The organism is Pusillimonas sp. SM2304 (genome assembly GCF_031628915.1).
Lineage (GTDB): Bacteria > Pseudomonadota > Gammaproteobacteria > Burkholderiales > Burkholderiaceae_B > Pusillimonas_C.
Window position 1 is genome coordinate 464,555 of sequence record NZ_JAVLUJ010000001.1, and the last position, 23,384, is coordinate 487,938.

The 23,384-nt window shown below is 62.1% G+C and carries 21 protein-coding genes and 1 tRNA gene; 6 read left to right on the plus strand and 16 right to left on the minus strand.

The annotated features are described in order from the left end of the window. The first annotated feature begins 165 nt into the window (after window positions 1-165). Complete coding sequence (locus RE432_RS02130; RefSeq protein ID WP_310931570.1) at window positions 166-1,215, plus strand: NADP(H)-dependent aldo-keto reductase; 1,050 nt, start codon at window positions 166-168, stop codon at window positions 1,213-1,215. A gap of 56 nt (window positions 1,216-1,271) precedes the next feature. Here the strand turns inward: RE432_RS02130 and RE432_RS02135 are convergent, their stop codons facing one another. The 3 genes from RE432_RS02135 to RE432_RS02145 all read right to left on the minus strand — a co-directional run bounded on the left by RE432_RS02135 (window position 1,272) and on the right by RE432_RS02145 (window position 2,926). Continuing rightward, on the minus strand, window positions 1,272-1,688 hold the full coding sequence (locus RE432_RS02135; protein WP_310931571.1) for a PIN domain-containing protein: 417 nt from the start codon (window positions 1,686-1,688) through the stop codon (window positions 1,272-1,274). Beyond that, window positions 1,675-1,908, minus strand: coding sequence for an AbrB/MazE/SpoVT family DNA-binding domain-containing protein (locus RE432_RS02140; protein ID WP_310932997.1), 234 nt, complete (start codon window positions 1,906-1,908; stop codon window positions 1,675-1,677). Before RE432_RS02140 ends, RE432_RS02135 begins: the two co-directional genes overlap by 14 nt. Before the next feature lie 124 nt (window positions 1,909-2,032). Next, a complete protein-coding gene (locus RE432_RS02145) occupies window positions 2,033-2,926 on the minus strand; it encodes a LysR family transcriptional regulator (RefSeq protein WP_310931572.1) in 894 nt (297 codons plus the stop codon). A 107-nt stretch (window positions 2,927-3,033) separates the two neighbouring features. Between RE432_RS02145 and RE432_RS02150 the strand changes: the two genes are divergently transcribed. Beyond that, window positions 3,034-4,101 carry an alkene reductase gene (locus RE432_RS02150; protein WP_310931573.1) on the plus strand — a complete coding sequence of 356 codons (1,068 nt, stop codon included), beginning with the start codon at window positions 3,034-3,036 and terminating at the stop codon, window positions 4,099-4,101. Window positions 4,102-4,162: 61 nt separating this feature from the next. On the opposite strand, the gene RE432_RS02155 is transcribed toward RE432_RS02150, so the two are convergent. Together RE432_RS02155 and RE432_RS02160 are read right to left on the minus strand one after the other, a co-directional pair. Further along, window positions 4,163-4,239 (minus strand) — tRNA-Pro (locus tag RE432_RS02155). 47 nt (window positions 4,240-4,286) lie between these two features. Beyond that, entirely contained in the window at window positions 4,287-5,252 is a 966-nt protein-coding gene (locus RE432_RS02160; protein WP_310931574.1) for a polyprenyl synthetase family protein, read from the minus strand. A gap of 139 nt (window positions 5,253-5,391) precedes the next feature. Between RE432_RS02160 and RE432_RS02165 the strand changes: the two genes are divergently transcribed. After that, complete coding sequence (locus tag RE432_RS02165) at window positions 5,392-6,258, plus strand: ATP-binding protein (protein WP_310931575.1); 867 nt, start codon at window positions 5,392-5,394, stop codon at window positions 6,256-6,258. Window positions 6,259-6,315: 57 nt separating this feature from the next. Continuing rightward, a complete protein-coding gene (locus tag RE432_RS02170; RefSeq protein WP_310931576.1) occupies window positions 6,316-7,287 on the plus strand; it encodes a Nudix family hydrolase in 972 nt (323 codons plus the stop codon). A 27-nt stretch (window positions 7,288-7,314) separates the two neighbouring features. Here the strand turns inward: RE432_RS02170 and RE432_RS02175 are convergent, their stop codons facing one another. The 7 genes from RE432_RS02175 to RE432_RS02205 all read right to left on the minus strand — a co-directional run bounded on the left by RE432_RS02175 (window position 7,315) and on the right by RE432_RS02205 (window position 18,781). Continuing rightward, on the minus strand, window positions 7,315-8,871 hold the full coding sequence (locus RE432_RS02175; protein WP_310931577.1) for an efflux transporter outer membrane subunit: 1,557 nt from the start codon (window positions 8,869-8,871) through the stop codon (window positions 7,315-7,317). A gap of 51 nt (window positions 8,872-8,922) precedes the next feature. Then, window positions 8,923-12,027: a multidrug efflux RND transporter permease subunit gene (locus tag RE432_RS02180; protein WP_310931578.1), complete on the minus strand. Its 3,105-nt coding sequence runs from the start codon at window positions 12,025-12,027 to the stop codon at window positions 8,923-8,925. Beyond that, on the minus strand, window positions 12,024-15,131 hold the full coding sequence (locus tag RE432_RS02185) for an MdtB/MuxB family multidrug efflux RND transporter permease subunit (RefSeq protein WP_310931579.1): 3,108 nt from the start codon (window positions 15,129-15,131) through the stop codon (window positions 12,024-12,026). The genes RE432_RS02180 and RE432_RS02185 overlap by 4 nt, the downstream gene beginning before the upstream one ends. A 9-nt stretch (window positions 15,132-15,140) precedes the next feature. Continuing rightward, window positions 15,141-16,403: an MdtA/MuxA family multidrug efflux RND transporter periplasmic adaptor subunit gene (locus tag RE432_RS02190; protein ID WP_310931580.1), complete on the minus strand. Its 1,263-nt coding sequence runs from the start codon at window positions 16,401-16,403 to the stop codon at window positions 15,141-15,143. Between the two features lie 151 nt (window positions 16,404-16,554). Then, window positions 16,555-17,307, minus strand: a complete 753-nt coding sequence (gene zapD / locus RE432_RS02195; RefSeq protein WP_310931581.1) for a cell division protein ZapD — start codon at window positions 17,305-17,307, stop codon at window positions 16,555-16,557. Between the two features lie 23 nt (window positions 17,308-17,330). After that, window positions 17,331-17,978: a dephospho-CoA kinase gene (coaE, locus tag RE432_RS02200; RefSeq protein ID WP_310931582.1), complete on the minus strand. Its 648-nt coding sequence runs from the start codon at window positions 17,976-17,978 to the stop codon at window positions 17,331-17,333. Window positions 17,979-17,989: 11 nt separating this feature from the next. Beyond that, window positions 17,990-18,781, minus strand: a complete 792-nt coding sequence (locus RE432_RS02205; RefSeq protein ID WP_310931583.1) for an A24 family peptidase — start codon at window positions 18,779-18,781, stop codon at window positions 17,990-17,992. A gap of 126 nt (window positions 18,782-18,907) precedes the next feature. On the opposite strand from RE432_RS02205, the gene RE432_RS02210 reads away from it, so the two are divergent. Beyond that, entirely contained in the window at window positions 18,908-19,567 is a 660-nt protein-coding gene (locus RE432_RS02210) for a hypothetical protein (RefSeq protein WP_310931584.1), read from the plus strand. Between the two features lie 18 nt (window positions 19,568-19,585). Here RE432_RS02210 and RE432_RS02215 read toward each other — a convergent pair whose 3' ends face one another. From RE432_RS02215 to RE432_RS02230, 4 genes are all read right to left on the minus strand, one after another. Continuing rightward, window positions 19,586-19,816 carry a helix-turn-helix transcriptional regulator gene (locus RE432_RS02215; RefSeq protein ID WP_310931585.1) on the minus strand — a complete coding sequence of 77 codons (231 nt, stop codon included), beginning with the start codon at window positions 19,814-19,816 and terminating at the stop codon, window positions 19,586-19,588. Between the two features lie 61 nt (window positions 19,817-19,877). Further along, on the minus strand, window positions 19,878-20,729 hold the full coding sequence (gene panC / locus RE432_RS02220) for a pantoate--beta-alanine ligase (protein WP_310931586.1): 852 nt from the start codon (window positions 20,727-20,729) through the stop codon (window positions 19,878-19,880). Window positions 20,730-20,765: 36 nt separating this feature from the next. Further along, a complete protein-coding gene (locus tag RE432_RS02225; RefSeq protein ID WP_310931587.1) occupies window positions 20,766-21,644 on the minus strand; it encodes a ScpA family protein in 879 nt (292 codons plus the stop codon). Between the two features lie 8 nt (window positions 21,645-21,652). Beyond that, window positions 21,653-21,841, minus strand: a complete 189-nt coding sequence (locus RE432_RS02230; RefSeq protein WP_310931588.1) for a DUF3460 family protein — start codon at window positions 21,839-21,841, stop codon at window positions 21,653-21,655. Window positions 21,842-21,997: 156 nt separating this feature from the next. Between RE432_RS02230 and RE432_RS02235 the strand changes: the two genes are divergently transcribed. Continuing rightward, on the plus strand, window positions 21,998-23,371 hold the full coding sequence (locus tag RE432_RS02235) for a DHA2 family efflux MFS transporter permease subunit (protein ID WP_310932998.1): 1,374 nt from the start codon (window positions 21,998-22,000) through the stop codon (window positions 23,369-23,371). The last annotated feature ends 13 nt before the right edge of the window (window positions 23,372-23,384 follow it).

The following is a 23,384-nucleotide window of genomic DNA, read 5'->3' on the forward strand; positions in this document are numbered from 1 at the left end:
ATACGTGATATTTATGTCCGCCATTCAGGCTGTATGAACCAGGCGTTAAACGGCCGGGCACGAAAAAACCCCTAGGGCTTATCCGCGCCGGCTGCGGTGTTAACATCGACCGGTCGCCGGCGCCTCGCCGGCGTTGCCAGAAACTATTCAGCCGGAGCGCCAACCTTGAAATACCGCAAACTTGGCCATACAGACCTTGAGGTCAGCCTGATCGGCCTGGGCACAATGACCTGGGGCGAACAGAACACCGAATCGGAAGCCCACGAGCAGATCGACTACGCTTTGTCCCAGGGGGTCAACCTGGTGGACACCGCGGAAATGTATCCTGTGCCGCCCAAGCCCGAGACACAAGGCCGCACCGAAGCCTATATTGGCACCTGGCTGGCCAAAACGGGCCGGCGCCAGGACATTGTGCTGACCAGCAAGGTCTCGGGCCCGGCCACCGACCCGAAACGCCCCAGCCATATCCGCAACGGCCAGACGCATTTGAACCGCAAGAACATGAGCGAAGCGCTGGACGCCAGCCTGAAGCGCCTGCAGACCGACCATATCGACCTATACCAGCTGCACTGGCCAGATCGCACCACCACCACATTCGGCCGTCCCGGCTACCCCTGGAAAACCGACGCCGACACGGTCCCCATCGAAGAAACCCTGGAGGCGCTGCAAGACTTCGTCAAAGCCGGTAAAGTGCGCCATATCGGGGTATCCAACGAAACCCCCTGGGGCGTGGCGCAGTTCCTGAAGCTTGCCGAAACGCGAAGCCTGCCCCGCATCGTATCCATTCAAAACCCCTACAACCTGCTCAACCGCATCTACGAAAACGGCCTGTCGGAATTCAGCCACCTAGAAGGCGTGGGGCTGTTGGCGTACTCGCCCTTGGCCATGGGTGTGCTGGCGGGCAAATACCTGAACGGCGCGCGCCCCGAAGGCGCCCGCATGACGCTGTTCACGCGCTTTGACCGCTACGCGAAGCCGCAGGCCGAACGCGCCACGGCCGAGTATGTGCAGTTGGCGCGTGATCACGGCTTGTCGCCCGCCACCATGGCGTTGGCATTTGTGAACCAGCAGCCCTTTGTCACCAGCAACCTGATGGGCGCCACCCGCCTTGACCAGTTGAAAGAAAACATCGACAGCGCCGAGGTGACGCTATCGCAAGAGGTCATGGACGCCATCCAGGCCATTCACCAGCGCTATCCGTATCCTGCGCCGTGATTGACAAGATGGGTAAGCGCATTGATGCCGGAAAAAGCGTGGCCGGTAGCGCCGTCCTATTCGGAAGCAAATGGGTTCTTTAAACTCAATCCGTCTTCCAGACACTGCCCATGGTTCATGTCTTCGCTATAAAGCGTCTGGCATCCCGCAGCAATCGCTGCTGCGGCGATGCAAGCATCATAGAAAGAGATTTTGTGCCGCTCAGCAATCAATCGCGCACCGTCATGGATAGCTTCTGTTAACGGTACGACCTTGCAAAAACTCCGTACCAGTCCCAGAAAATGAGTGATTTCATCCCAGCTCATCTGTAGCTTGCGACGACAAACGTGTGCCACTTCATTGAGCACTTGGACACTGATGACAGGCCCGGCCACAAGCAAACGTTCAGCCGTATCCGCTTTGGCCGGGTCGCTGGATAGCAAATACAACACCACATTGCTATCAAGGAAGTGCTTGAACTTAATCGCGCGCATTCGCCTTATCCCGATTGAAGTGGAAGTCTGCCGGTAGCTTTCCCCTGAAGCTACGCAGACGCTTCAGCAAAGCCTCAGACCCCGGCTTTTTGCGAACGGCAAACGTGCGTGCGTCATCGACGATAATCTCGATATTGTCACCCTCACGCAGTTCCAGCGCCTCGACCACACTGGCGGGAAGGCGCACCGCCAGGCTATTTCCCCATTTCGCAACCTGCATGCCATACCTCCGCTCATTGATATACATTTAAATTGTATATCCTACGGTGATGATATTCAAACCTTGAAAATTCGTATGGCAAGGAACTGACGCAAGCCTTAGGTCGAAGGCTGCCGCGGGGCGTTTATCCACCCCTCGCATACGTGATAAGCCGTTCGCGCAGAAACTCAATAAAACAACGCGTCTTGGCGGGGAGAAGACGGGTTTCGGTCATTGCATAGACGGGCGTTGAAGGCCCCTGCCATTCGGGAAGAATGCGACGCAAGCGCCCTTGCGCCACATCGTCGGCGACCGTTTCCGCTGGCAAGACAATAATCCCTTGATCGAGTGTGGCCAGCCGCAGAATCAACCCCATGCTATTGACCTGAAATCGGCCCCCGACAGTGACATTCACGACCTCATCGGCCCTGTGTAGCGTCCACACGGCGGGCTTTGTCGTCCGGAATGCAAGGCATTCGTGCCGGGCTAAATCGTTGGGATCACCAGGTTCGCCAAACGCCTCAAGATAGCGCGGCGAGGCGTAAAGATGGCATGGCAAGTCGGCCAGGTGGCGAGCGATCAGATTGGAGCTTGGCGGCTTGCCCATGCGGATGGCCACATCGAAAGGCTCGGACACAAGGTCAACGAGACGAGGCGTCAAATCGAAATCAAAAGTGATGCCAGGGTAGTGGCGAGCAAATTCGGTGATAAGCGGCGCCAAGTAGATATTGGCAAAGTCCACCGGCAACGATGCTTTCAATACGCCGCTCGGCTGAGCCAACATTTCCCCAAGCTGTTCATGCGCTAATTTCGCCTCATCGACAATGCGCTTGCACCGCTCAAAATAGATCTGGCCGGCCTCGGTCAACTCCATCTTGCGCGTTGTTCGGTGAAGCAGGCGCAGCCCAATGGCTTTCTCCAGGCCACTGATTCGGCGCGAGACCGTGGAGTTTGGCATACCGACGGCGTCAGCCGCCCGGCGAAAGCCCCCTGCTTTGACGACCTCGACGAACAAAGCCATGTCGTTCAGTAATTCCATACCTATTGCTCCATAAATGGATCAATTATTTCGAGTTTAGCTACTTTATCCCAGATCAGCCATCAACGATGATGTCTACACGCATATTCATCCAAGGAGCACAACACATGAGCCAGCTTTTCACCCCTGTCCAGATTGGCCGCCATACATTGCCAAATCGCCTGGTCATGGCGCCCATGACCCGCTCGCGTTCAGGCGACGATGGCGTCCCTGGCGATATGGTCGCCCAATACTACGCACAACGTGCCAGTGCGGGGCTGATCATCACCGAAGGCGTCTTTCCGGTCGCCATGGGCAAGGGTTATGTACGCACGCCCGGCATCGAAACCGACACTCAGGTCCAGGCCTGGAAGAAAGTGACCGAAGCCGTTCACACCAAAGGCGGCCGTATTTTCATGCAGTTGATGCACTGCGGCCGGATCTCGCACCCCTCGCTGATTGCTGGGGAAACGCCCGTGGCACCCTCCGCGATCAAGCCGGAAGGCCAGGCGTGGACGCCTGTTGGCCAGGTTGATTACGTGACACCCCGTGAGTTGAGCCTGACCGAAATAGCCGGCGTCATTGAAGGCTATGCCCAAGCCGCTCGCCGCGCAATCGATGCGGGGTTTGACGGCGTGGAGCTTCATGCGGCGTCCGGCTATCTACCCGAACAGTTCCTGTCCTCGGGCAGCAATCAGCGCCAGGATCAATATGGCGGTTCGGTTGAAGGTCGCGCCCGCTTTGTGCTGGAAGTGCTGGCTGCCATAGTGGCACAGGTTGGGGCCGATCGCGTCGGCATCAAGATTTCACCAGAGATGAACTTCAACAGCATCACCGATGCCGCTCCTCAGGAGACCTACACCCACTTGGTCGAACAACTGCGTGCGTTCGATCTGGCCTACCTGCATGTTGCCCTGTTCGGCGCCAGCGTCGATTACCACGCCCTATTGCGCCCACGCTTTAACGGCGCTTATCTCGCTGGCGGCGGCCTGGACCAGGCTGCTGCTGAAGCCATGCTGGCCGAAGGGCGCGCCGATGCCACCGTGTTTGGTGGAAGCTTCCTGGCCAATCCTGACCTACCCGAGCGATTTCGCCAAGGTGCAGCACTGAACACACCAGACAAGAACACCTTTTACTCGCCGGGCACCCAGGGTTACATCGACTATCCCTTCATGACTGGAACAAACGCGGGTTGAGGAATCTGCCCATAGCGAAAAACAAAAAGCCCTTGTTAAACAAGGGCTTTTCATCAAAATCTGGTCGGGGCGACACGATTCGAACGTGCGACTCCTACGTCCCGAACGTAGTACTCTACCAGGCTGAGCTACGCCCCGATTTTTGGCGTTTGCTGCCAACAGCCAGGCTGCCGGCAACTCGGGATTCAATAATCGCGTTCTACCGCGAAAGAACAAAATTCTAGCAAAGATTGCTGATGAACGGAAACGGGCAGGCCGGCCAGGGCTTTGCGGGCCAGTTCCGCTTCGGTCACGGCGGCTTGACGGGTAAAGTCCAGCGCCTGGGTATCGTGTATGGCTTGCGCCACGGCGGCAAAATCGGCCTCGCCCGTTTTGATGGCGTCCTGTATCAGTTGCTTTTGCTGGGCGGAGCCGACTTCCATGACGCGTATCAGGGGCATGGTGGGTTTGCCTTCGCGCAGATCGTCGCCCACATTCTTGCCCAGCGCCTCGGCGTCGCCGCCGTAGTCCAGCACGTCGTCGATCAACTGGAAGGCGGTGCCGATGTGGCGCCCGTACGCGGCCGCGGCGGCTTCCTGCTCGGGCGTCGCGCCGCCGACAATGGCGCCTACCTGGGTGGCCGCTTCGAACAGCTTGGCGGTTTTATAGCGCACGACCTGCAGGTAGCGGTCCATGGATACATCGGGGTCGTGCACGTTCAGCAATTGCAGCACTTCGCCTTCGGCAATGACGGTGGTTGCGGCCGACAGCACCGACATGGCGGGCATGGAGTTGGATTCGACCATCATTTCGAAGGAGCGCGAATACAGGTAGTCGCCCACCAATACGCTGGCGGCGTTGCCGAACACCGCATTGGCGGTGCTGCGGCCGCGGCGCAGGTCGGACTCGTCGACCACGTCGTCGTGCAGCAAGGTGGCGGTATGGATGAATTCGACCACGGCTGCCAACAGGTGGTGGTTCGGGCCGCGATACCCCAGCGCGTTGGCCATCATCAACAACATGGCCGGCCGCATGCGCTTGCCGCCTGCACCCACGATGTAGTCGCCTATTGTTCGTATGAGGACGACATCCGAATTCAGGCGGGCGCGGATAACCGCGTCAACCGCTTTCATGTCGTTCGCTATGGGGGCAATTAACTCGGGGAGATTCAAAGCGTGGTCCGGGCTCAAGGTGAATGTTGACAGGATCAGTCGGATCAAGACGGGATTATACGTGACGCGCCGTGCTGATAGTCCGGCCCAAATTAGCGATAATGTGGGTTTTGCCCGCAATTTATATCTGGAGAATGCAGTGACGGCCCACGACCTGAGTACGCTGATTAGCCGCGCCGAACGTGTTTTGGCCCAACTGGAGGCCTGGCTGCCCCCCGCACCGCCCGAGATCGACTGGTCGGCGCACGCCTTCCGCTGGCGCAAGCGCGGCGCCCGGGGCTGGCTGGATGCGGTCCAGAATGTGTCGACCATTCACCTTGAGGACTTGCAGCATATTGAACGGCAAAAAGACATCATTGACCGCAATACCCAGCATTTTCTGCACAAGAAGCCTGCCAACAATGTGTTGATGACGGGCGCACGGGGGACGGGCAAAAGTTCGCTGGTCAAGGCCATGCTGGCCACCTACGGCGCACAGGGCCTGCGCCTGATCGAAGTGGACAAGGCCGACATGGGCGATCTGGGCGATATCGTCGACCTGGTCAGCGCACGTCCGGAACGCTTCATTATTTTCTGTGATGACCTGTCTTTTGAAGAAGGCGAGGCAGGCTACAAGGTGCTGAAATCGGTGCTGGACGGTTCGGTCAGCGCGGGCGGCGACAACGTGCTGATCTATGCCACGTCCAACCGGCGCCACCTGATGCCGGAATACATGAGCGAGAATTTAAGCGCCAAGCATCAGTCCGACGGCGAAATCCACCCCGGCGAAACGGTGGAAGAGAAAATCTCGCTCTCGGAACGCTTTGGCCTGTGGCTGTCTTTCTACCCCTTCAAGCAAGACGATTACCTGGATATCGTCAATTACTGGCTGGGCGAGCATGGCTGCACGGCCGCCGATATCGAAACCTCGCGCACTGAAGCGCTGCAATGGGCGCTGGAGCGCGGCTCGCGCTCGGGCCGTGTCGCCCGGCAGTTCGCGCGCGACTGGGCCGCCCGCCATGTCTGACGCAGCCGCCGCATCCCATGCGCCGGTTCACTTCCCTGCTGTACGGAATCCCCTACGATGACCAAGCCTTTTATTAAAGTGGCCGCCGGCCTGATTCTGCAGCCGGATGGTTCGCTGTTGCTGGCGCAACGTCCCTCGGACAAGCCCTGGCCGGGTTGGTGGGAGTTGCCCGGCGGCAAGATCGAGCCGGGCGAAACCACGCTCCAGGCCTTGGCGCGCGAGCTGAAGGAAGAACTGGATATCGAGGTGACCAACGCAACGCCCTGGGTGACCTATACCCATGAGTATCCCAAGAACATCGTTCAGCTGGCATTTTGCCGGGTCACCGGCTGGACAGGCGAGCCCACCGGCGTCGAAGGCCAGACATTGGCGTGGGTCACGCCGGGCGCGCAGCTTGATGTCGGGCCCTTATTGCCCGCCACGGAACCGCCGCTGCGCTGGATACAGCTACCCGACCGCTACCTGCTGACGTCCATAGGCGGCAGCGATGGGCTGGGGGCCTATCTGGACAAGCTTGCCCAGGCCCTGCAAAACGGCCTGAAGCTCGTGCAGTTTCGCGAGCCCGGCTGGGTGGCGCAATCAGAGCAGGACGCGTACGCGGCATTCAAACGCGTCGTCCAGCTATGCCACCGGCACCAGGCCCGTTGCCTGGTCAACAGCGGCCACCCTGAAAGCTGGTGGGCGCAGGCCGATGGCGTGCATTTTCGTGCGGCCGACGCCCGCGCGCTGGCCGATGCCGGCGCGGAAATCAAAAACAAAGTCCCTGGCTTGATTGCGGTATCGGCGCACGATGCCCAGGACCTGAAGGCCGCGCGCGCCCTGGAGGCGGACTTTGCCGTCCTGGGCCATGTGCTTGACACGCCTTCGCACCCAGATCAACCCGGCATGGGATGGCCCGGGTTTGCATCGGTGATGAGCGATGCGGGCTTGCCCGTGTTTGCGATCGGCGGCCAGTCGGCGGCGACCCTGGACACTGCCCGCCAGCATGGCGCGCACGGCATCGCCGGCATACGTCACCTACTGGACTAGCCCCATCGCGCCGGGGTTGCCGCGCGTTCAGCCGCCGCTGGCGGCTTGACCCGCTTGCACGGCTTCGGGGGCGGCGGCATCCATCTGGGCCACGTCCCACCCGCCGCCCAGCGCCGCGATCAGCCGCACGCTGGCCTGCAGGCGGTCGGACACCAGCGACAAGGCTGCGCGCTCTGTGCTCAGCGCCGTGGTTTCCACCTGGACCACGCTCAGGTAATCGATCAGGCCAGCTTCGTATTGATTCCGGGTCAGGCGCAACGACTCGCGCGCCGAGGCCAGCGCTCGCCCCTGCGTGATCTGTTCCTGGCCCAGCACGTGCAATTGAACCAGATAGTCTTCGACTTCGCGCAGCGCCGTCAGCACGGTCTGACGATACGAAGCCACCTGCGCATCGTAGCCGGCACGGGCCTCTTGCAGTTGCGCTTCGCGGGCGCCGCCGTCGAAGATCGTCAAGGCCAGTGCGGGGCCCAAGGACCAGAAGCTGGCGGGCGCCGAGAGCCATTGCGCCCATTGACTGCTGCGAAAGCCGCCCTGCGCGCTCAGGGTCAGGTCGGGAAACCAGGCCGCCTGTGCGATGCCGATACGCGCATTGGCTTCCGCGGTGCGGCGTTCGGCCGCTGCCACATCGGGCCGCCGCTGCAGCAATTGCGACGGCAAGCCCACGGGCACCACCGGCACGCCGGCCAGCGTATCGGCGGGGGCAAGCGCAAAGCTGGCGGGCGTCTGGCCCATCAGGACCGCGATCGCATGCTCCAGCTGAGCCCGTTGCCAGTCCAGCGCCAAGAGCTGCGTACGGCCGTTTTCCAACTGGGTACGCGACACTTCCACATCGGCCTGCGCGGCGATGCCGGCTTCGTAGCGATTTTGCGTCATGGTCAGTGAACGCTGATAGGCATCGACCGTCTGCTGCAGCAAGCGCATTTCGGCGTCCATCACGCGCAGCTGGAAATAGGTTTGCGCCAACGTGGATTGCATGCTGAGCCGGGTCGTGGCGACGTCGGCGGCACTGGCCTGCAGGCTGGCCCCGCTGGACTCCACCGAACGGCGCACCCGGCCCCACAAATCGGGTTCCCAGCTGACGTCGCCGCTGATAGAGTACTGGTTGGAGGGATTGTCGCTGCCCACCCCGGTCGTCACGCTGCCGTCACGGCCGCTGCCGCTGCGGCTACCCGAGGCCGACACGCCGACGGTGGGAAAGAAACCGGAGCGCGCCGACTGCAACAAGGCGCGCGCCTGGCGATACTGCGCCTCGGCCTGAATGATATCCAGGTTGGCGTCCTGCAGCGTCGACATCAGCCCCGACAGCGCGGGATCACCAAACATGTGCCACCAGTCGCCGCGCAGAACGGCGTCGCCAGGCTGCGCCGGCACCCAGCCTTTGACGGCGGCCGTCGAAGCGCCCGCCACCTGCTCGCCCAGCTTGCCGGATTCCAGCAGTTCTTTATACGACAGGCCGACATCCATGGATGGGCGTGTGTAGTCGGGCCCCACGGCGCATGCGCCCAGCAACAGCGTCGTGCTCGCCAGGGCCAGCCTGATCAGCATCGCTGTCCTGGAAAATGCATTCGCGGCAACAAGTCTCATGGTTGAATTCTCTGAAAAATTAAGCGCTTCCGTTCCTTTTGCCCGGCACCGCTATGCTTGCGGCGCGACTTCCCCGCCCCGCTTGCGCTGGGCCCACAAGCGGAAGCGATCCAGATACAAGTACACCACAGGCGTTGTGTACAGCGTCAGCATCTGGCTCAGGATCAGGCCCCCGACGATCGTCAGCCCCAGCGGCCGGCGCATTTCCACGCCGGCGCCCGATGCCAGCACCAGCGGCAAAGCGCCAAACAGGGCGGAAATGGTCGTCATCATGATGGGGCGAAAACGCACCAGGCAAGCCTGGTAAATGGCCTCGCGCGAGGACAGGCCATCGCGCCGCTCGGCCAGCAGGGCAAAGTCCACCATCATGATGGCGTTCTTCTTGACGATGCCGATCAGCAAGAACACGCCGATCAGGGCAATCAGCGAAAACTCTTCGCCCAGCATGATCAGCGCCAGCAGCGCGCCAATGCCCGCCGACGGCAAGGTCGACAAGATAGTGATGGGATGCACATAGCTTTCATAGAGCATGCCCAGCACAATATACATGGTCAACAGGGCCGCAAGAATCAGCCACGGTTGCTGCGCCATGGACTGCTGCAAGGCCTGGGCAGTGCCCTGGAAGCCGGCCTGGATCTGCTGGGTGGGCAGGCCCGTGCGGGCCACGGCATTTTCGATGGAGCGGGTGGCCTGCTCCAGCGACACGCCGGGCGCCAGGCTGAACGAAATCGACTCGGCGGCGAACAGGCCCTGGTGACTGACGCTCAGCGGCGCGCTGCCCACTTCGAAGCGGGTAAAGGCGGACAGCGGGACGCGGTTGCCGTCGGCCGTGACCACCTGAACCTGCTTGAGCGACTCGGCATCCTGCGCGTACTGGTCATCGACGCCCATGACGACATGGTATTGGTTCAGCCGGCCGTAAATCACCGACACCTGGCGCTGGCTGAACGAACTGTTCAAGGTCGAGGCGATCAGCGACATGTTGACGCCCAGGCGGGTCGCCGCGTCGCGATCGATCACCAGCTCGACCCGCCGGCCCTTGTCTTCGACGTCCGTATCCACATCCACCAGCTCGGGCAGCCCCGCCAGCGCCTGCTGCACCCTGGGCAGCCACGTCTTCAGGGTGGCGATCTCGCTGGCCAACAGGCTGTAATCGTAAGAACCGCCGCTGCTCTGGCGCCCGCCCACGAAGATGTCCTGCTGGGGCACCAGAAACATCCGCGCGCCGGGCACGCCCTCGAACCGGGTGCGCAGCCGATTGACGATGTCGGCGGCGCTGGCCTGGCGCTCGGCCAGCGGCTTGAGCTGGATCATCATGAAGGTGGAGTTGCTGCCGCCGCGCCCACCGGCAAAACCGGTCACGCTTTCGATGGCGGGGTCCGCCATCAATACCTTCCGGAAATGATCGAGCTTGGGCCGCATGGCATGAAACGACGTGCCCTGATCGACGCGAAAGAAGCCCAGCAACTGACCGGTATCCTGTTGCGGAAGAAACCCCTTGGGCACCGAGGCGTACAAGTAAAAATTAAGCCCTATCGTCGCCATCAGCAGCACCATCATCAGGCGGCTGTGCCGCAGCGCCCAATCCAGCGACCGCTTGTAGCCACGCCAGAAAAAATCGCCCGCGGCCCGGATGCCGCGCTTGAGCAGCCCCGGCCGCTCGGCTTGCTCAGCCGCCCGCCGCCGCAGCAGACGTGCGCACATCATCGGCGTCAGGGTCAGCGAAATCAGCAGCGACACCAGTATGGCCACCGACAGGGTCACGGCAAACTCCTTGAACAGCCGCCCCACCAGCCCGCCCATCAACAGCATGGGGATAAAGACCGCCACCAGCGACAGGCTCATGGCAAGCACCGTGAAACCTACCTCCCTGGCGCCGCGAATGGCTGCGCGCATGGGGGACATGCCCCGTTCGATATGGCGCATGATGTTTTCTAGCACAACGATGGCGTCGTCCACCACAAAGCCGGTGGCGACGATCAAGGCCATCAGGGAAATGGTATTCAAGGTGTAGCCGAACCACAGCATCAGGCTGAAGGTGGTGATCAGCGACGCAGGCACCGCAATGGCCGGTATCAGGGCCGCCCGAAGGTTGCCCAGGAACAGCAATACCACCAGCGTCACCAGGACCACCGCAATCAATAAGGTGATTTCCGCCTCATGCAGGGAGGCCCGTATGCTGGGCGTGCGGTCCTGGGCAACGGTCAGGGCCACATGCGCGGGCAGCATGGCCTCGAAGGCGGGGATATGCTCGCGTATGGCATCGACCGTCTTGATGATGTTGGCATCGGCCTGGCGGCGGACAATCAGCAGCACGGCCTGCCGGTCATTGAAAAAGCCCGTGTTGAAGACATTTTCGACCGAGTCTTCCACGCGCGCCACGTCCTGCAGGCGGATGGGCGAGCCCTCGCGCCAGGCGACAATCAGCGGCTTGTACTGTTCGGCGCGGGACAGTTGCCCGCCCGAGCTGATCTGCCAGTGATAGCTGTCGTTCTCCACGACGCCATTCGGACGCATGGTGTTGGCATTGGACAAAGCCGCGCGCACCTCGTCCAGCGCCACGCCCGCGCTGTTCAATGCCTGCGGATTCAGGCTGACCCGGATCGCGGGCAGCGAGCTGCCTCCCACCTCGACCTCGCCCACGCCCACCACCTGCGCCAGCTTCTGCGCCAGCACGGTTGACGCCAGATCGTATAACTGGCCCTGGGTCGCCGTTTGCGATGTCAACGCCAGCACCATGATCGGCGACGACGCCGGGTTGACCTTGTGATAAGTGGGATTGCTGCGCAGGCTTGACGGCAACATGCTGCGGGCCGCATTGATGGCCGCCTGCACATCGCGCGCCGCGCTGTTGATGTCGCGGTCCATGTCGAACATCAGGGAGATGCGGGTAGAGCCTTCGGAACTGCGCGAACTCATTTCGCTGAGCCCGGCAATCGTGCCCAGCGACTGCTCCAGCGGCGTCGCCACGCTGGACGCCATGGTCTCGGGGCTGGCGCCGGCCATGCTGGCCGACACCGAAATCATGGGAAAATCGACCTGCGGCAAGGGCGCCACCGGCAGGAAAACAAAAGCCAGCCCGCCCGACAGCACCATGGCCAGGCACAGCAGCGTCGTCGCCACCGGCCGCATGATGAAGACGGCAAACAGCCTCATGGAACGGCTCCGCCATCGGCGGGGCGATGGCCGCGATAGGCGCGGATGCGGCGGGCCAGCCGGTCGAACATCAGGTAGATCACGGGCGTGGTGAACAGGGTCAGCACCTGGCTGCACAGCAAACCGCCCACCATGACCAGGCCCAGCGGCTGCCTGAGCTCCGAGCCCGAACCCGTCGCCAGCATCAGTGGGATGGCGCTGAACAGCGCCGCCAGCGTGGTCATCAGAATGGGCCTGAACCGCAGCAGGGCCGCTTCATGGATGGCTTCGCGGGGCGCCAGGCCGCGCGTGCGCTCGGCATCCAGCGCAAAATCTATCATCATGATGGCGTTCTTCTTGACGATGCCGATCAGCAGAATAATGCCGATGACGCCTATCATGTCCAGGTCGGACCCTGTGAGCAGCAAGGCCAGCAAAGCCCCAATGGCCGCCGACGGCAGCGTCGACAGGATGGTGACGGGGTGTATATAGCTTTCGTACAGAATGCCCAGCACGATATACATGACGGCAACGGCCGCCAGCATCAGCCAAAGGGTGCTGGACAGCGATGCCTGGAACGCCCGGGCGGCCCCCTGGAAGCGCAGGTCCAGCGAAGCGGGCATGGACAGCTCCGCCTGGGCATGCCGGACAGCCTGGACCGCATCCGACAAGGCCACGCCCGGCGCCAGGTTGAATGAAATCGTGGTGGCGGGAAACTGCCCCAGGCGTTCAATGGACAAGAGCGAACTGTTCTGTTCTATGCGTGCGATGCTGCTGATGGGCACGGGCGTGCCCGATGACGTGGGCACGTAGATCTGCGCCAGCGCTTGCGGGTCTTGCCGGAATTGCGGCGCCACCTCCAGCACGACGCGGTACTGGCTGGATTGCGTGAAGATGGTGGAAATCAAGCGCTGGCCGAAGGCGTCGTACAGGGCATCGTCGATCACCGCATTGGTCACGCCCAAACGCGCGGCGGCATCGCGGTCTATGACCAGCGACGTCTGCAGGCCGCTGCTTTGCAGGTCATCCACCACGTCCTGCAGCTCCGGCACCTTGCGCAAGGCATCCACCAGCCGGGGCGTCCACTCCAGCATCAGGGAATGATCGGGATCGGACAAGGTCATCTGATACTGTGTGCGGCTGACCCGGTCATCCACGGTCAAATCCTGGACGGGTTGCATGAACACCTGTATGTCGGGCAGCGAGGCCAGCGCGCCGCCCAGGCGGTCGATAATGATCCGGGCGTTGTCGCTGCGCTCGCCTATCGGCTTCAGGGCAATCTGCATGCGGCCGGTATTCAGCGTGCTGTTGGTGCCATCGATGCCGATAAAGGAGGTAACCGCCGCCACGTCCGGATCTTGCAGAATGCGCTCGACCGCGGCATGCTGGCGCTGCGCCATGGAGGCGAAAGAAACCGTTTGCGGGCCCTGGCTGATGGCCTGGATCAAGCCCGTATCCTGCTGCGGAAAGAAGCCCTTGGGCACCGCCATGTACAGCAGGCCGGTCAGCGCCAGCGTGCCTGCCGCGACCCACAAAGTCAGCAGTTGGTGCGACAGCACCCACTTCAGGCCACGGTCGTACGACTGGATCAAGTTATCCATCCAACGGCCGGCTGCCTGCTGGAAACGGCTGTGCCTGACTTCGGACTCCGCCTTGAGCAGGCGCGCGCACATCATGGGCGTGAGCGTCAGCGAGATCACCAGCGACAGCAGAATGGCCACCGCCAGCGTAATGGCAAATTCGCGGAACAGGCGCCCGATGACGTCGCTCATGAACAGCAGCGGAATCAGCACGGCAATCAGCGACAGGGTCAGCGATACCAGGGTGAAGCCGATCTGGGCCGCGCCCTTCAAGGCGGCCTGCATCGCGCTTTCGCCCCGCTCGATATAGCGCGCGATATTCTCGATCATGACGATGGCATCATCCACCACGAAACCGGTGGCGATCGTCAGCGCCATCAGCGTCAGGTTATTGATGCTGAAGCCGGACAAGTACATGATGCCGAACGTACCCACCAGCGACAAGGGGACGACGACGCTGGGGATAAAGGTGGCCGTCCAGCTGCGCAGGAACACAAAGGTCACCAGCACCACCAGGGCAATTGCCAGCAGCATCTCGAACTGCACGTGGGAAATCGAATCGCGTATGGTTTGCGTGCGGTCGGTGGCGACGCTGACGTCCACGCCCACCGGCAGCGCCTGTTTCAGCGACGGCAGCAAGGCCTTCACGCGGTCGACCACTTCGATGACATTGGCGCCCGGCTGGCGCTGGATATTGAGCAGGATGGCCGGGGTGGCGCCTATCCAGGCGGCCTGCCGGATGTTCTCGGCATCCTGCCGGGTCTGCGCCACGTCCCGCAAGCGCAGCGCTGCGCCGTTTTCGTAGGCCACGATCAATTGCTGGTAGTCCTCGACGGAGCGCAACTGGTCATTGGCATTGATCGTGGTCGAGCGCTCTGGCCCATCCAGATTGCCTTTTGGCTGGTTCACGTTGGCGCCCACAATCGCGCTTCTCAGGCTGGACAGCGTCAGGTTGTGCGCGGCCAGGGCCTGGGGATTGGCCTGTATCCGCACCGCGGGGCGCTGACCGCCCGCAATGCTGACCAGGCCCACGCCCGTGATCTGGGACAATTTCTGGGCAACCCGTATGTCGATCAGGTCGCGCACGTCGTACAGCGGCAAGGTGGGCGACGTCACCGCCAGGCTGATCACGGCCGTGTCCGCCGGATTCACCTTGTTGTAAATGGGGGGCGCCGGCAAATCGCCGGGCAGCAGATTGGACGCGGCATTGATGGCGGCCTGGACTTCCTGCTCGGCCACGTCCAGCGGCAGGTCAAGATCGAACTGCAGGGTGATCATCGATGAGCCGCCCGAGCTGGACGAGGTCATCTGGGTCAGCCCCGGCATTTGCCCGAATTGGCGCTCCAGCGGCGAAGTCACCAGCGCGGTCATCACATCGGGGCTCGCGCCCGGATACAAAGTAGATACTTGTATCGTGGGATAGTCCACCTGCGGCAACGCCGATACCGGCAGCAGGCGATACGCCATGATGCCGGAAATCAGCAAGGCGATCATGGCCAACGTCGTGGCCACCGGCCTCAGGATAAACAGGCGGGACAAGTTCACCGTCTTGTCCTAGTGCGGCGAGCGCCGGCCCGTACCGGAGCCGCCCGTGCCAGAGCGCGTTGGCGCCCCGGTTGCCGGCACGGCCGCGGCGGGCGCCGCGTCGCCCGTGACGATCTGGACAGTGGAACCTTCGCGCAGGCGGTCCACCCCTTCGGTGACCACCCGCTGCCCCGCGCTCAGGCCGGACTCGACGGCAATGCGCTGGTCATCGACACGGCCCACCACAATGGGTTGGATATGCACCTTGTTGTCATCGTTGACCTGATAGACAAAAGCGCCTATTGAGCCCTGCTGCACGGCCAGTGTGGGAATGACCAGGGCCGACGCCGCATCGACGCGCAGGCGCACATTCACGAACTGGTTCGGAAACAGGGATTCGTCCTCGTTCTCGAAGCGGGCCTTGAAGGAAACCGTGCCGGTTGCAACGTCGATCTGATTGTCCACCGACACCAGTTGCCCGCTGGCGATTTTGCGCTGATCGTCGCGGTCGTACAGATCGGCCACCAGGTTCTTGCCGGCGCGCAACTGTGCCAGCACCTCAGGCAATTGCGCCTGCGGCAGGGTGAACAAGACTGAAATGGGCTGGGTCTGGGTAATGGTGACGATGCCGTCCGTGTTAGAGGCGTTGACCATGTTGCCTTCATCGACCTTGCGCAAACCCAGGCGGCCGGTAATGGGGGCCGTGATGCGGGTGAACGACAACTGCAATGTGGCGCTGTCGACGGCCGCTTGGTCGCTCTTGCGCGACCCCAGCAGTTGCTGCACCAGCGCGGCCTGGGCATCGACCTGCTGCTTGGCGATCGAATTCTGTTTATACAGCAGCTGGTAGCGTTGCAAATCGCGCTGGGCGTTCTGCAGTTGCGCCTCGTTCTGCTTCTGCTGGCCCAGGGCCTGGTCGAGCGCCACCTGATAGGTGCGCGGGTCGATCTGCGCCAGGAGATCGCCGGCCTGCACCTTTTGCCCGTCGGCAAAGGCGATTTTCTGGAGTTCGCCATCGACCCGGCTGCGTACGATCACGGTGTTGAAAGCCGCCACCGTGCCTATCGCCTTGAGTGTGTGATTGATCAGCCCGGTTTCCGCCGTGGCCACTTTGACAGGCACCGGCATGGATGCCATCATGCCTCGCCCGAAAATGGGGTCGCCGCCCTGCGGCTTCTGGCCGCTGTCCTGGCCGGTCCACCAGTAAACCCCCGCCGCAATCAGCAGCAGGGCGATCAACCAGAACCAGTACGGCCTTCGGCGTCGGGACGGTTCGGAGCGTGAATCCGACATGCAGTGTTCTCCGGGTACGAACGAAACAGGCGACATTTTCGCCTATTGTCGATACGGCGAACACCAAAATTGTTTATTTGAAATGGAACGCAACAACTATCCGGTATCCGTACGGCGGCGCACGCGGCGGCCAATCCGCCCCTGGGGCGGCTTAAACGTTGCAGCGCGCCAGCTTGAACGTGATGTCGCGCGTAATGGGCTGCGGCTTCAGCTCGGGGTCCTGAGAGGCGAAGCGAACCCAGATCACGTATTTATTGGCGCTTATTTCCGGGAAGATATCCAGGGCGGTATCGACCCATACACGCAACAACTGGAATACCTTGCCGCCCAGCATTTCCTGGTAGGCGCCCTGGCGGGCCACGACCTCGGCCGCATCGCCCGAGTCGCGCAGCACCCGCAGGATAAGCGCCAGCCCTTTATACAGGGGCAAGAAGGGCGTGATCCACTGGTGCAGGTCGCGCGTGCGGATTTCGGGCGGCTTGAGCTGCCACGAGAAATAGGAAGGCATATCGACCTGGGACGAACCGCCCGGGACGGCAACGCGGCCGCGCAGGCTGGCCAGCCATTCGTTGTCGCGCAGTTCCTGGCCTATGCGGCCTTGCGCGCCCAATTCGGCCGCGGCGCCCTGGATTTCGGCGAGCATGGCATCGAGTGTCTGGGCGTCGACGCCGGGATGCTGGCGCAATGCGCCCAGTGAAACACGCTGGCGTTCAAGATCTTGCAGAACCGCACCCCGCAAATCGGTACGATCACAGATATCGAGCAGATCGAACAGGGTGGCCACCGAAATCTGATGATAATGAACATCGGTGCCTTTGGCGAAGAAAAACAACCTGTCAAAGAGATGCTCGACCCTTAGCAGAGACCTTACGCGTTCGTTGCAAGGATATTCATAAAGAATCACGCGAACAAAAACCTTTTTAATGACTAGGAACGACTGCCTGCAAGTGAACTGGACTGGCCTTGCGCCAGGCTGCACCATTTGTCGTGCAACACCCGGCTTCGGCGAACAAGATCATCGACACTGGTTTGAGCATCGTTGAGTACAACATCGTCAGCCGCCGCCAGGCGCGCCTCCCGCGTGGCCTGTGCCGACATGATACGCGCAATAGCCTCTGGCGTCAGCCCGCTGCGGGCCTGCACCCTTGCGACCTGCGTGGCGGGATCGCAATCGACAACGCAAATACGATCAAGCTGGTCCCGCCATCGGCCGGATTGCGCCATGGACTCCACCAGCAGGGGCACGACGAATACAAGATAACATCCCCGCGCCGCCCCGGCACGCTGCCGTGTAACGGAACTTATCATAGGATGAAGGATGGACTCAAGCTGTATTCTGGCTTGCGGACTGTCGAACACCAGTTCGCGCATGGCTTGCCGGTCGAGCGCCCCGGTCGGCGCAATGACGTCGGGGCCGAATTGATGCCGTATGGGCTCGATGGCCGCGCCGCCCGGTGCGGTCAGTTCGTGCGCGATGACATCGGTGTCGACGATGGCGGCGCCCCAGCCGGCAAGCAGGTCGGCCACCTTGCTTTTACCCGAGCCTATGCCACCCGTCAGGCCAATTTTGTACATCCCGCACACCCTTATCGGTAAAACCACAAATGTACCTCAGACCCGAGGATGAAAACACCCATTCCCGCCATGGCCAGAAAGGGGCCGAACGGATACGCGCCCGAGGGGAAGAGCGTTCTTTGCCGCGCCATGGCAAACACCGTGGCCGACACACACGCCGCCAGCAAAACCCACGGCAAGGCCTGCCAGCCCACCCAGGCGCCCAATGCGGCCAGCAGCTTCAAGTCGCCATGGCCCATGCCGTCGAGCCCGCGCACGCGCCGGAAGCCCTGCTGCAGCAGCCATAGGACGCCATAGCCGGCCATGGCGCCCGCCAAGGCATTGTGCAAAGAGACCGTCCCCCAGCCCATCCAGCACAAGGCCAGCCCCATCCATAGCAAAGGCAAGGTCAACGCATCGGGCAATAGCCAGGTGCGCGCGTCGATGAGCGCCAGCAGCAGCAACTGGGCCCCCGCCACGCAGACCAGCAGCGCATGCGGCGTGAAGCCATAGTGCGACATCGATGCCGTACAACCCGCCGCCAGCAAGGCGGCGCTGGCCAGGCAGCCCCCATCAACCCTGCGCAAGCGAGGCCGCCCGCGCAACACGGCCAGCGCAGCAAGCCATGCCCTGCGCCGGCACACCCGCGCCGCCGACGACAAGGCGGCGGCCAGGCCGGAGGCATCAGCCTGGCCGCCGGCATGGAGCCTGCGCGCATAGCTCAGGGAGGCGGTCCAGCACCAACCGCCCGCCAGGCCGGCCACAACGGCTAATGCCAGCAGGGCCAAGCCTTGCCCCGGCACGAAAGCAGGAAGGAACGACATCGCAGACCTTTTATCTTTTATGTTTTACGATTGGGCCGATTAATGCGTAGAATGCGTAATGTCGAGGGCTTGCCCCCCTATGCCGCCCCCCGATCCATCCATGAACAGCCGCCTTTGGAACCCGCCATGTCTTGCTTAACCGCCGTGACCCGATACCCGATGATCAAGCCCATGGGCGCTGCGCTGCTGGCCCTGGCCATGGCCGGTTGCGCCCAGCAGAAGCCGGCTGGCTATTACGCCGTGCCGCACGACAGCACGGCATCCGATGCCCAGCAGAAAGCGCAAGGCCGGAGCGGCGCGCGGGCCCCTTCGCAAATACAATTGGGCTTCGGGGACAACCAGCCGCCCAAAGCCATCGCCAGCCAGGAAGCGCCGGCCCAGGAAACCGTGATCAAGGCGCGCCCGCTGGCTGAACCCAAGACCTTTCTGGGCACCGTGCCCTGCCTGAGCGGCGAAAGCGGCTGTTCCGCTAGGCGCATTACCCTGACTTTGGCGCCCAGCGGCGAATGGCGGGCGCGCACCGTGCTGCTGGACAACCCCGATGCCCAAAGCAGCCGTATTGTTCAGCAAGGCTGCTGGGATGTCATCGGTACCCAGCCGCTGCGCATCATGCTTCAGCAAAAGAGCCAGGCCAGCATGGCCAACCTGACCTTCGTCAATGACAATGTGCTGCGCATCAATATGATCAACGACATCCGGCCCACGCTGGCGTACCACCTGACCCGGCAGGCCGATATCGATGCAATAGACGAGATCAAGGACAAAACGCCGCTGCAGTGCGACTAAGCCGCGGACGGCGCCGGTTCAGGTAAAACGGCGCTGCGACAAGACGCGGTGCGCAAGTTCGACGGCATTGCGAACCTGCATTTTCTGGAAAATACGGGCGCGATGCGCTTCGATCGTGCGTTGCGAGACGCCCAGTTCGGCGGCAATGATTTTATTGGGTTTGCCGCGTGCGACGTAAACCATGACGTCGCGTTCGCGAGGCGTCAGCACCGAGAACGGCGAAGAGTCGGAATAATGAATGTCGGCCACTGTTGCCTCCTTGCTGTGAGCGATAAGGCATTCTGGCACAAGCAAACCGGCACGTCTGCTGTCACTTCTTACAGATCTCCAGGTTGTCGATCAAGCGGGTGGCCCCCAGTTTCGCCGCGGCCAGCACCACCAGCGGCTCGCCTGCGACGACCTCTTCCGCCGAGGGGCGGAGCAGATCGCGCTGCCGGCGCAATGAAACGTAATCCACGTCCCAGCCGCGCGACGACAGCTGTGCGGCCGCCTGCGCTTCGAGCGCCTGCGTATCGCTGTTTCCGCCCTGGATGCCCGCTTCCACCGCGCGCAGGGCGGCATACAGCTGGGGCGCCTCGGCCCGCTCGGCGGGCTGCAGGAATACATTGCGCGACGACAGCGCCAGCCCGTCGGCATCCCGCACGGTTTCATGCGCCAGGATATTGACGGGCAACTGGAACTGCCGGCACATATTGCGGATGACCATCAGTTGCTGATAATCTTTTTTGCCGAACACCGCCACACTGGGCTGCACGCAGGAAAAGAGCTTCAGCACGACGGTGCTGACGCCGCCGAAGAACCCGGGGCGGAACTCGCCTTCCAGGATGCCGCCCAGATCAGAGGGCGGCTGGACCTGGAAGTTCTGGGGCTCGGGGTACATCTCGCGTTCGTTGGGCGCGAACAGCACATAGACATCCCGCTCGCGTTCCAGCTTCTCGATATCGGCCGCCAGGGTGCGCGGATAGCGATCGAAATCCTCGTTGGGACCGAACTGCAGGCGATTCACGAAAATACTGGCGACCACCGGGTCGCCGTGCTGGCGCGCCAGCTTCATCAAGGCCAGATGCGCCGGATGCAGATTGCCCATTGTGGGCACAAAGGCCACGCGCAACTGCCCGCGCAACTGATCACGCAATTCTTCAATAGTGTGAACGACTTTCAAGACAGTCTCCGTTCGGGGAGTGATGACGCCCGCCCGTCAGGCGGCGGCACGGATATAGGACAGGCGCACATAGATGGGCGCATAGGGCTCGGCCTGGGTGATGTCGAGCAGCGATTCGCGGGCCAGTTCGAGCATGGCAAGAAAATGCACCACGACCACCGCCACGGCATCGCCCTGGTCGACACGCTCCATGAACAGTTCGTTGAACTCCATGAACTGCACATCGCTGAGCCGCCTTAGGATCTGGCTCATGTGATCGCGCACGGATAATTGTTCGCGCGTGATGCGGTGGTGGGCGTTGAGCTTGGCCCGGCGCATGATGTCGAGCCAGGCGCTGCGCAGATCGTCGGGGCTGACGTCGGGCAGCATGTGCTCGATCTGCACATCCATGACCGCTTGCGCGCGCTGAAAATCGCGGCCCAATCGCGGCAGTGCATCGAGCTTCTGGGCCGCCAGCTTCATTTGCTCGTATTCGAGCAGCCGCCTGACCAGTTCCGCCCGGGGGTCGTCGACGTCTTCGCCCGTATCGGATTTCTTGACCGGCAGCAGCATGCGCGACTTGATCTCGATCAGCAGCGCCGCCATCAACAGATATTCGCCCGCCAGCTCAAGGTTCTGCTTGCGGATCTGATCAACGTAGGACAGATACTGCCGGGTCACTTCGGCCATGGGAATATCGAGCACGTTGAAATTTTGCTTGCGTATCAGATACAGCAGCAAATCCAGCGGACCCTGAAAGGTTTCCAGGAAAACCTCGAGGGCATCCGGAGGAATATACAGATCTTGCGGCATGGCAAACAAAGGCTCGCCATACAGGCGAGCCAGGGCCACGCTATCGACCACGTCGGGCGTACTGTCTATGTCGGGGTTGACCAAAGCACTCAGCGCCGCGGACCCCGCCTTGTGTTCAGACATGCAAGCGGCTAGCTGGTTTGATAGACGTAGGGCTTTTGCGGCACTTTGCCGGCGCGAAAGCCTTCCTGGGCTTCCGGGTCGATGTGCTTGTCCCAGAGCCGGGCGCGGCCTTCACGCTGGCGCGCTTCCGTATCGGGATGTTCCTTTTTGTATTTTTTCAGGAACTGAGTAATTTCGGACTCGTAATTCTTTGCCATAATACTTATATGCCAGATGTGGTTTAACCTACAAAGTTCGAGTTTACTTCACTTGAGCGCAATTAGAACGTCCTGATGCCTGCTGCCGACCCGCCTGATCCATCATCCCGCCCGTCTGACACCCCCCTTTCCGCACGCGAGCGCCGCGCGATCCGCATGATCCCCTTCATTGTGGGGTGTGCATTATTCATGCAAATGCTGGATGCCACCGTTGTGGCCACCGCCCTGCCCGCCATGGCGCTGGCGCTGGATACCAGCGTCGTCCGCATGAACGTGGCCATTACCAGCTATTTGCTGGCGGTTGCTGTATTTGTGCCCGTCAGCGGATGGGCGGCTGACCGCTTCGGGGCGAAGCGGGTATTCATGGCGGCTATTCTCCTCTTCACCGCGAGCTCCATCGCCTGTGCCGCGTCGCAGAACATTGGCCAACTGGTGGCCGCCCGGGTCCTGCAAGGGGTGGCCGGCGCCATGATGGTGCCGGTGGGCCGGGTCATTTTGCTGCGGAAAGTCCCCAAGACCGAGCTGCTCAAAGCCATGGCCTTCCTGTCGCTGCCCGCCCTGCTGGGCCCGATGATAGGCCCTCCGCTGGGCGGATTCCTGGTGACCTTCGCTTCCTGGCACTGGATTTTCCTGATCAACATTCCCGTGGGCATATTGGGCATTATCCTGATCCAGCACTACATCAAGGACGACTACCCCAGCGAACCCCGCCGCCTGGACTGGCCGGGCTTCCTGCTCAGCGGCATCTGCCTGGCGACCCTGGTATCGGGCCTGGAAGCCATAGGGCACCGCTCCCTGGCGCCGGGCCAACTGCTGGCCCTGCTCGGAACCGGCCTGGTGTGCGGGGTGCTGTATGTCTGGCATGCCCGCCGCGCGCCCTACCCCATCATCGACCTGTCTTTACTGCGCACGCCCACTTTCGCCATCTCGACCCTGGGCGGCAATCTGTGCCGCTTCGCCATTGGCGCCGCCCCCTTCCTGCTGGCCATTCTGCTGCAAGTGGGTTTCGGGCTGTCGCCTTTTTCAGCCGGCATGATCACCTTTACCGGCGCGATCGGCTCGATGGCGATGAAGCTGGTCGCCACGCCCATCATCCAGCGTTTCGGCTTCAAGCGCGTCCTGATCGTCAATGCCTTGCTGGCGGGCGCTTTCGTCGCGCTATGCGGGCTGTTCCGCAGCGATACGCCCATATGGGTCATGGCCGCGATCCTGATTGCGGGCGGCTTCTTCCGGTCGCTGCAATTCACCGCCGTCAATACGCTGACCTATGCCGACCTGGACGCCGAAGCCATGAGCCGCGCCAGCAGCTTTGCCGCCACGGCCCAGCAGTTGGGGATCAGCCTGGGCGTGGCCTGTGCCGCCGTCACGCTGAACCTGAGCATGGCATGGCGGGGCGATGTCAAGCTGGCCCTGATCGACATCATCTGGGGCTTTGTGGTGACGGGCCTGATCACGGCCGCATCGGCCCTGTCGTTCATGAAGCTGGCGCCCAACGCCGGCAACCACCTGCATGCCAATGTAAAGGCCTAGGCAAGCGTGCCCG

What these genes read in the sequence shown, in the direction of transcription:
- RE432_RS02135 (WP_310931571.1), bottom strand. Translation starts at nt 1,688, where the DNA reads ATGCGCGCGATTAAGTTCAAGCACTTCCTTGATAGCAATGTGGTGTTG.
- RE432_RS02140 (WP_310932997.1), bottom strand. Translation starts at nt 1,908, where the DNA reads ATGCAGGTTGCGAAATGGGGAAATAGCCTGGCGGTGCGCCTTCCCGCC.
- RE432_RS02145 (WP_310931572.1), bottom strand. Translation starts at nt 2,926, where the DNA reads ATGGAATTACTGAACGACATGGCTTTGTTCGTCGAGGTCGTCAAAGCA.
- RE432_RS02150 (WP_310931573.1), top strand. Translation starts at nt 3,034, where the DNA reads ATGAGCCAGCTTTTCACCCCTGTCCAGATTGGCCGCCATACATTGCCA.
- RE432_RS02170 (WP_310931576.1), top strand. Translation starts at nt 6,316, where the DNA reads ATGACCAAGCCTTTTATTAAAGTGGCCGCCGGCCTGATTCTGCAGCCG.
- RE432_RS02175 (WP_310931577.1), bottom strand. Translation starts at nt 8,871, where the DNA reads ATGAGACTTGTTGCCGCGAATGCATTTTCCAGGACAGCGATGCTGATC.
- RE432_RS02180 (WP_310931578.1), bottom strand. Translation starts at nt 12,027, where the DNA reads ATGAGGCTGTTTGCCGTCTTCATCATGCGGCCGGTGGCGACGACGCTG.
- RE432_RS02190 (WP_310931580.1), bottom strand. Translation starts at nt 16,403, where the DNA reads ATGTCGGATTCACGCTCCGAACCGTCCCGACGCCGAAGGCCGTACTGG.
- coaE (WP_310931582.1), bottom strand. Translation starts at nt 17,978, where the DNA reads ATGTACAAAATTGGCCTGACGGGTGGCATAGGCTCGGGTAAAAGCAAG.
- RE432_RS02205 (WP_310931583.1), bottom strand. Translation starts at nt 18,781, where the DNA reads ATGTCGTTCCTTCCTGCTTTCGTGCCGGGGCAAGGCTTGGCCCTGCTG.
- RE432_RS02210 (WP_310931584.1), top strand. Translation starts at nt 18,908, where the DNA reads ATGTCTTGCTTAACCGCCGTGACCCGATACCCGATGATCAAGCCCATG.
- RE432_RS02225 (WP_310931587.1), bottom strand. Translation starts at nt 21,644, where the DNA reads ATGTCTGAACACAAGGCGGGGTCCGCGGCGCTGAGTGCTTTGGTCAAC.
- RE432_RS02230 (WP_310931588.1), bottom strand. Translation starts at nt 21,841, where the DNA reads ATGGCAAAGAATTACGAGTCCGAAATTACTCAGTTCCTGAAAAAATAC.
- RE432_RS02235 (WP_310932998.1), top strand. Translation starts at nt 21,998, where the DNA reads ATGATCCCCTTCATTGTGGGGTGTGCATTATTCATGCAAATGCTGGAT.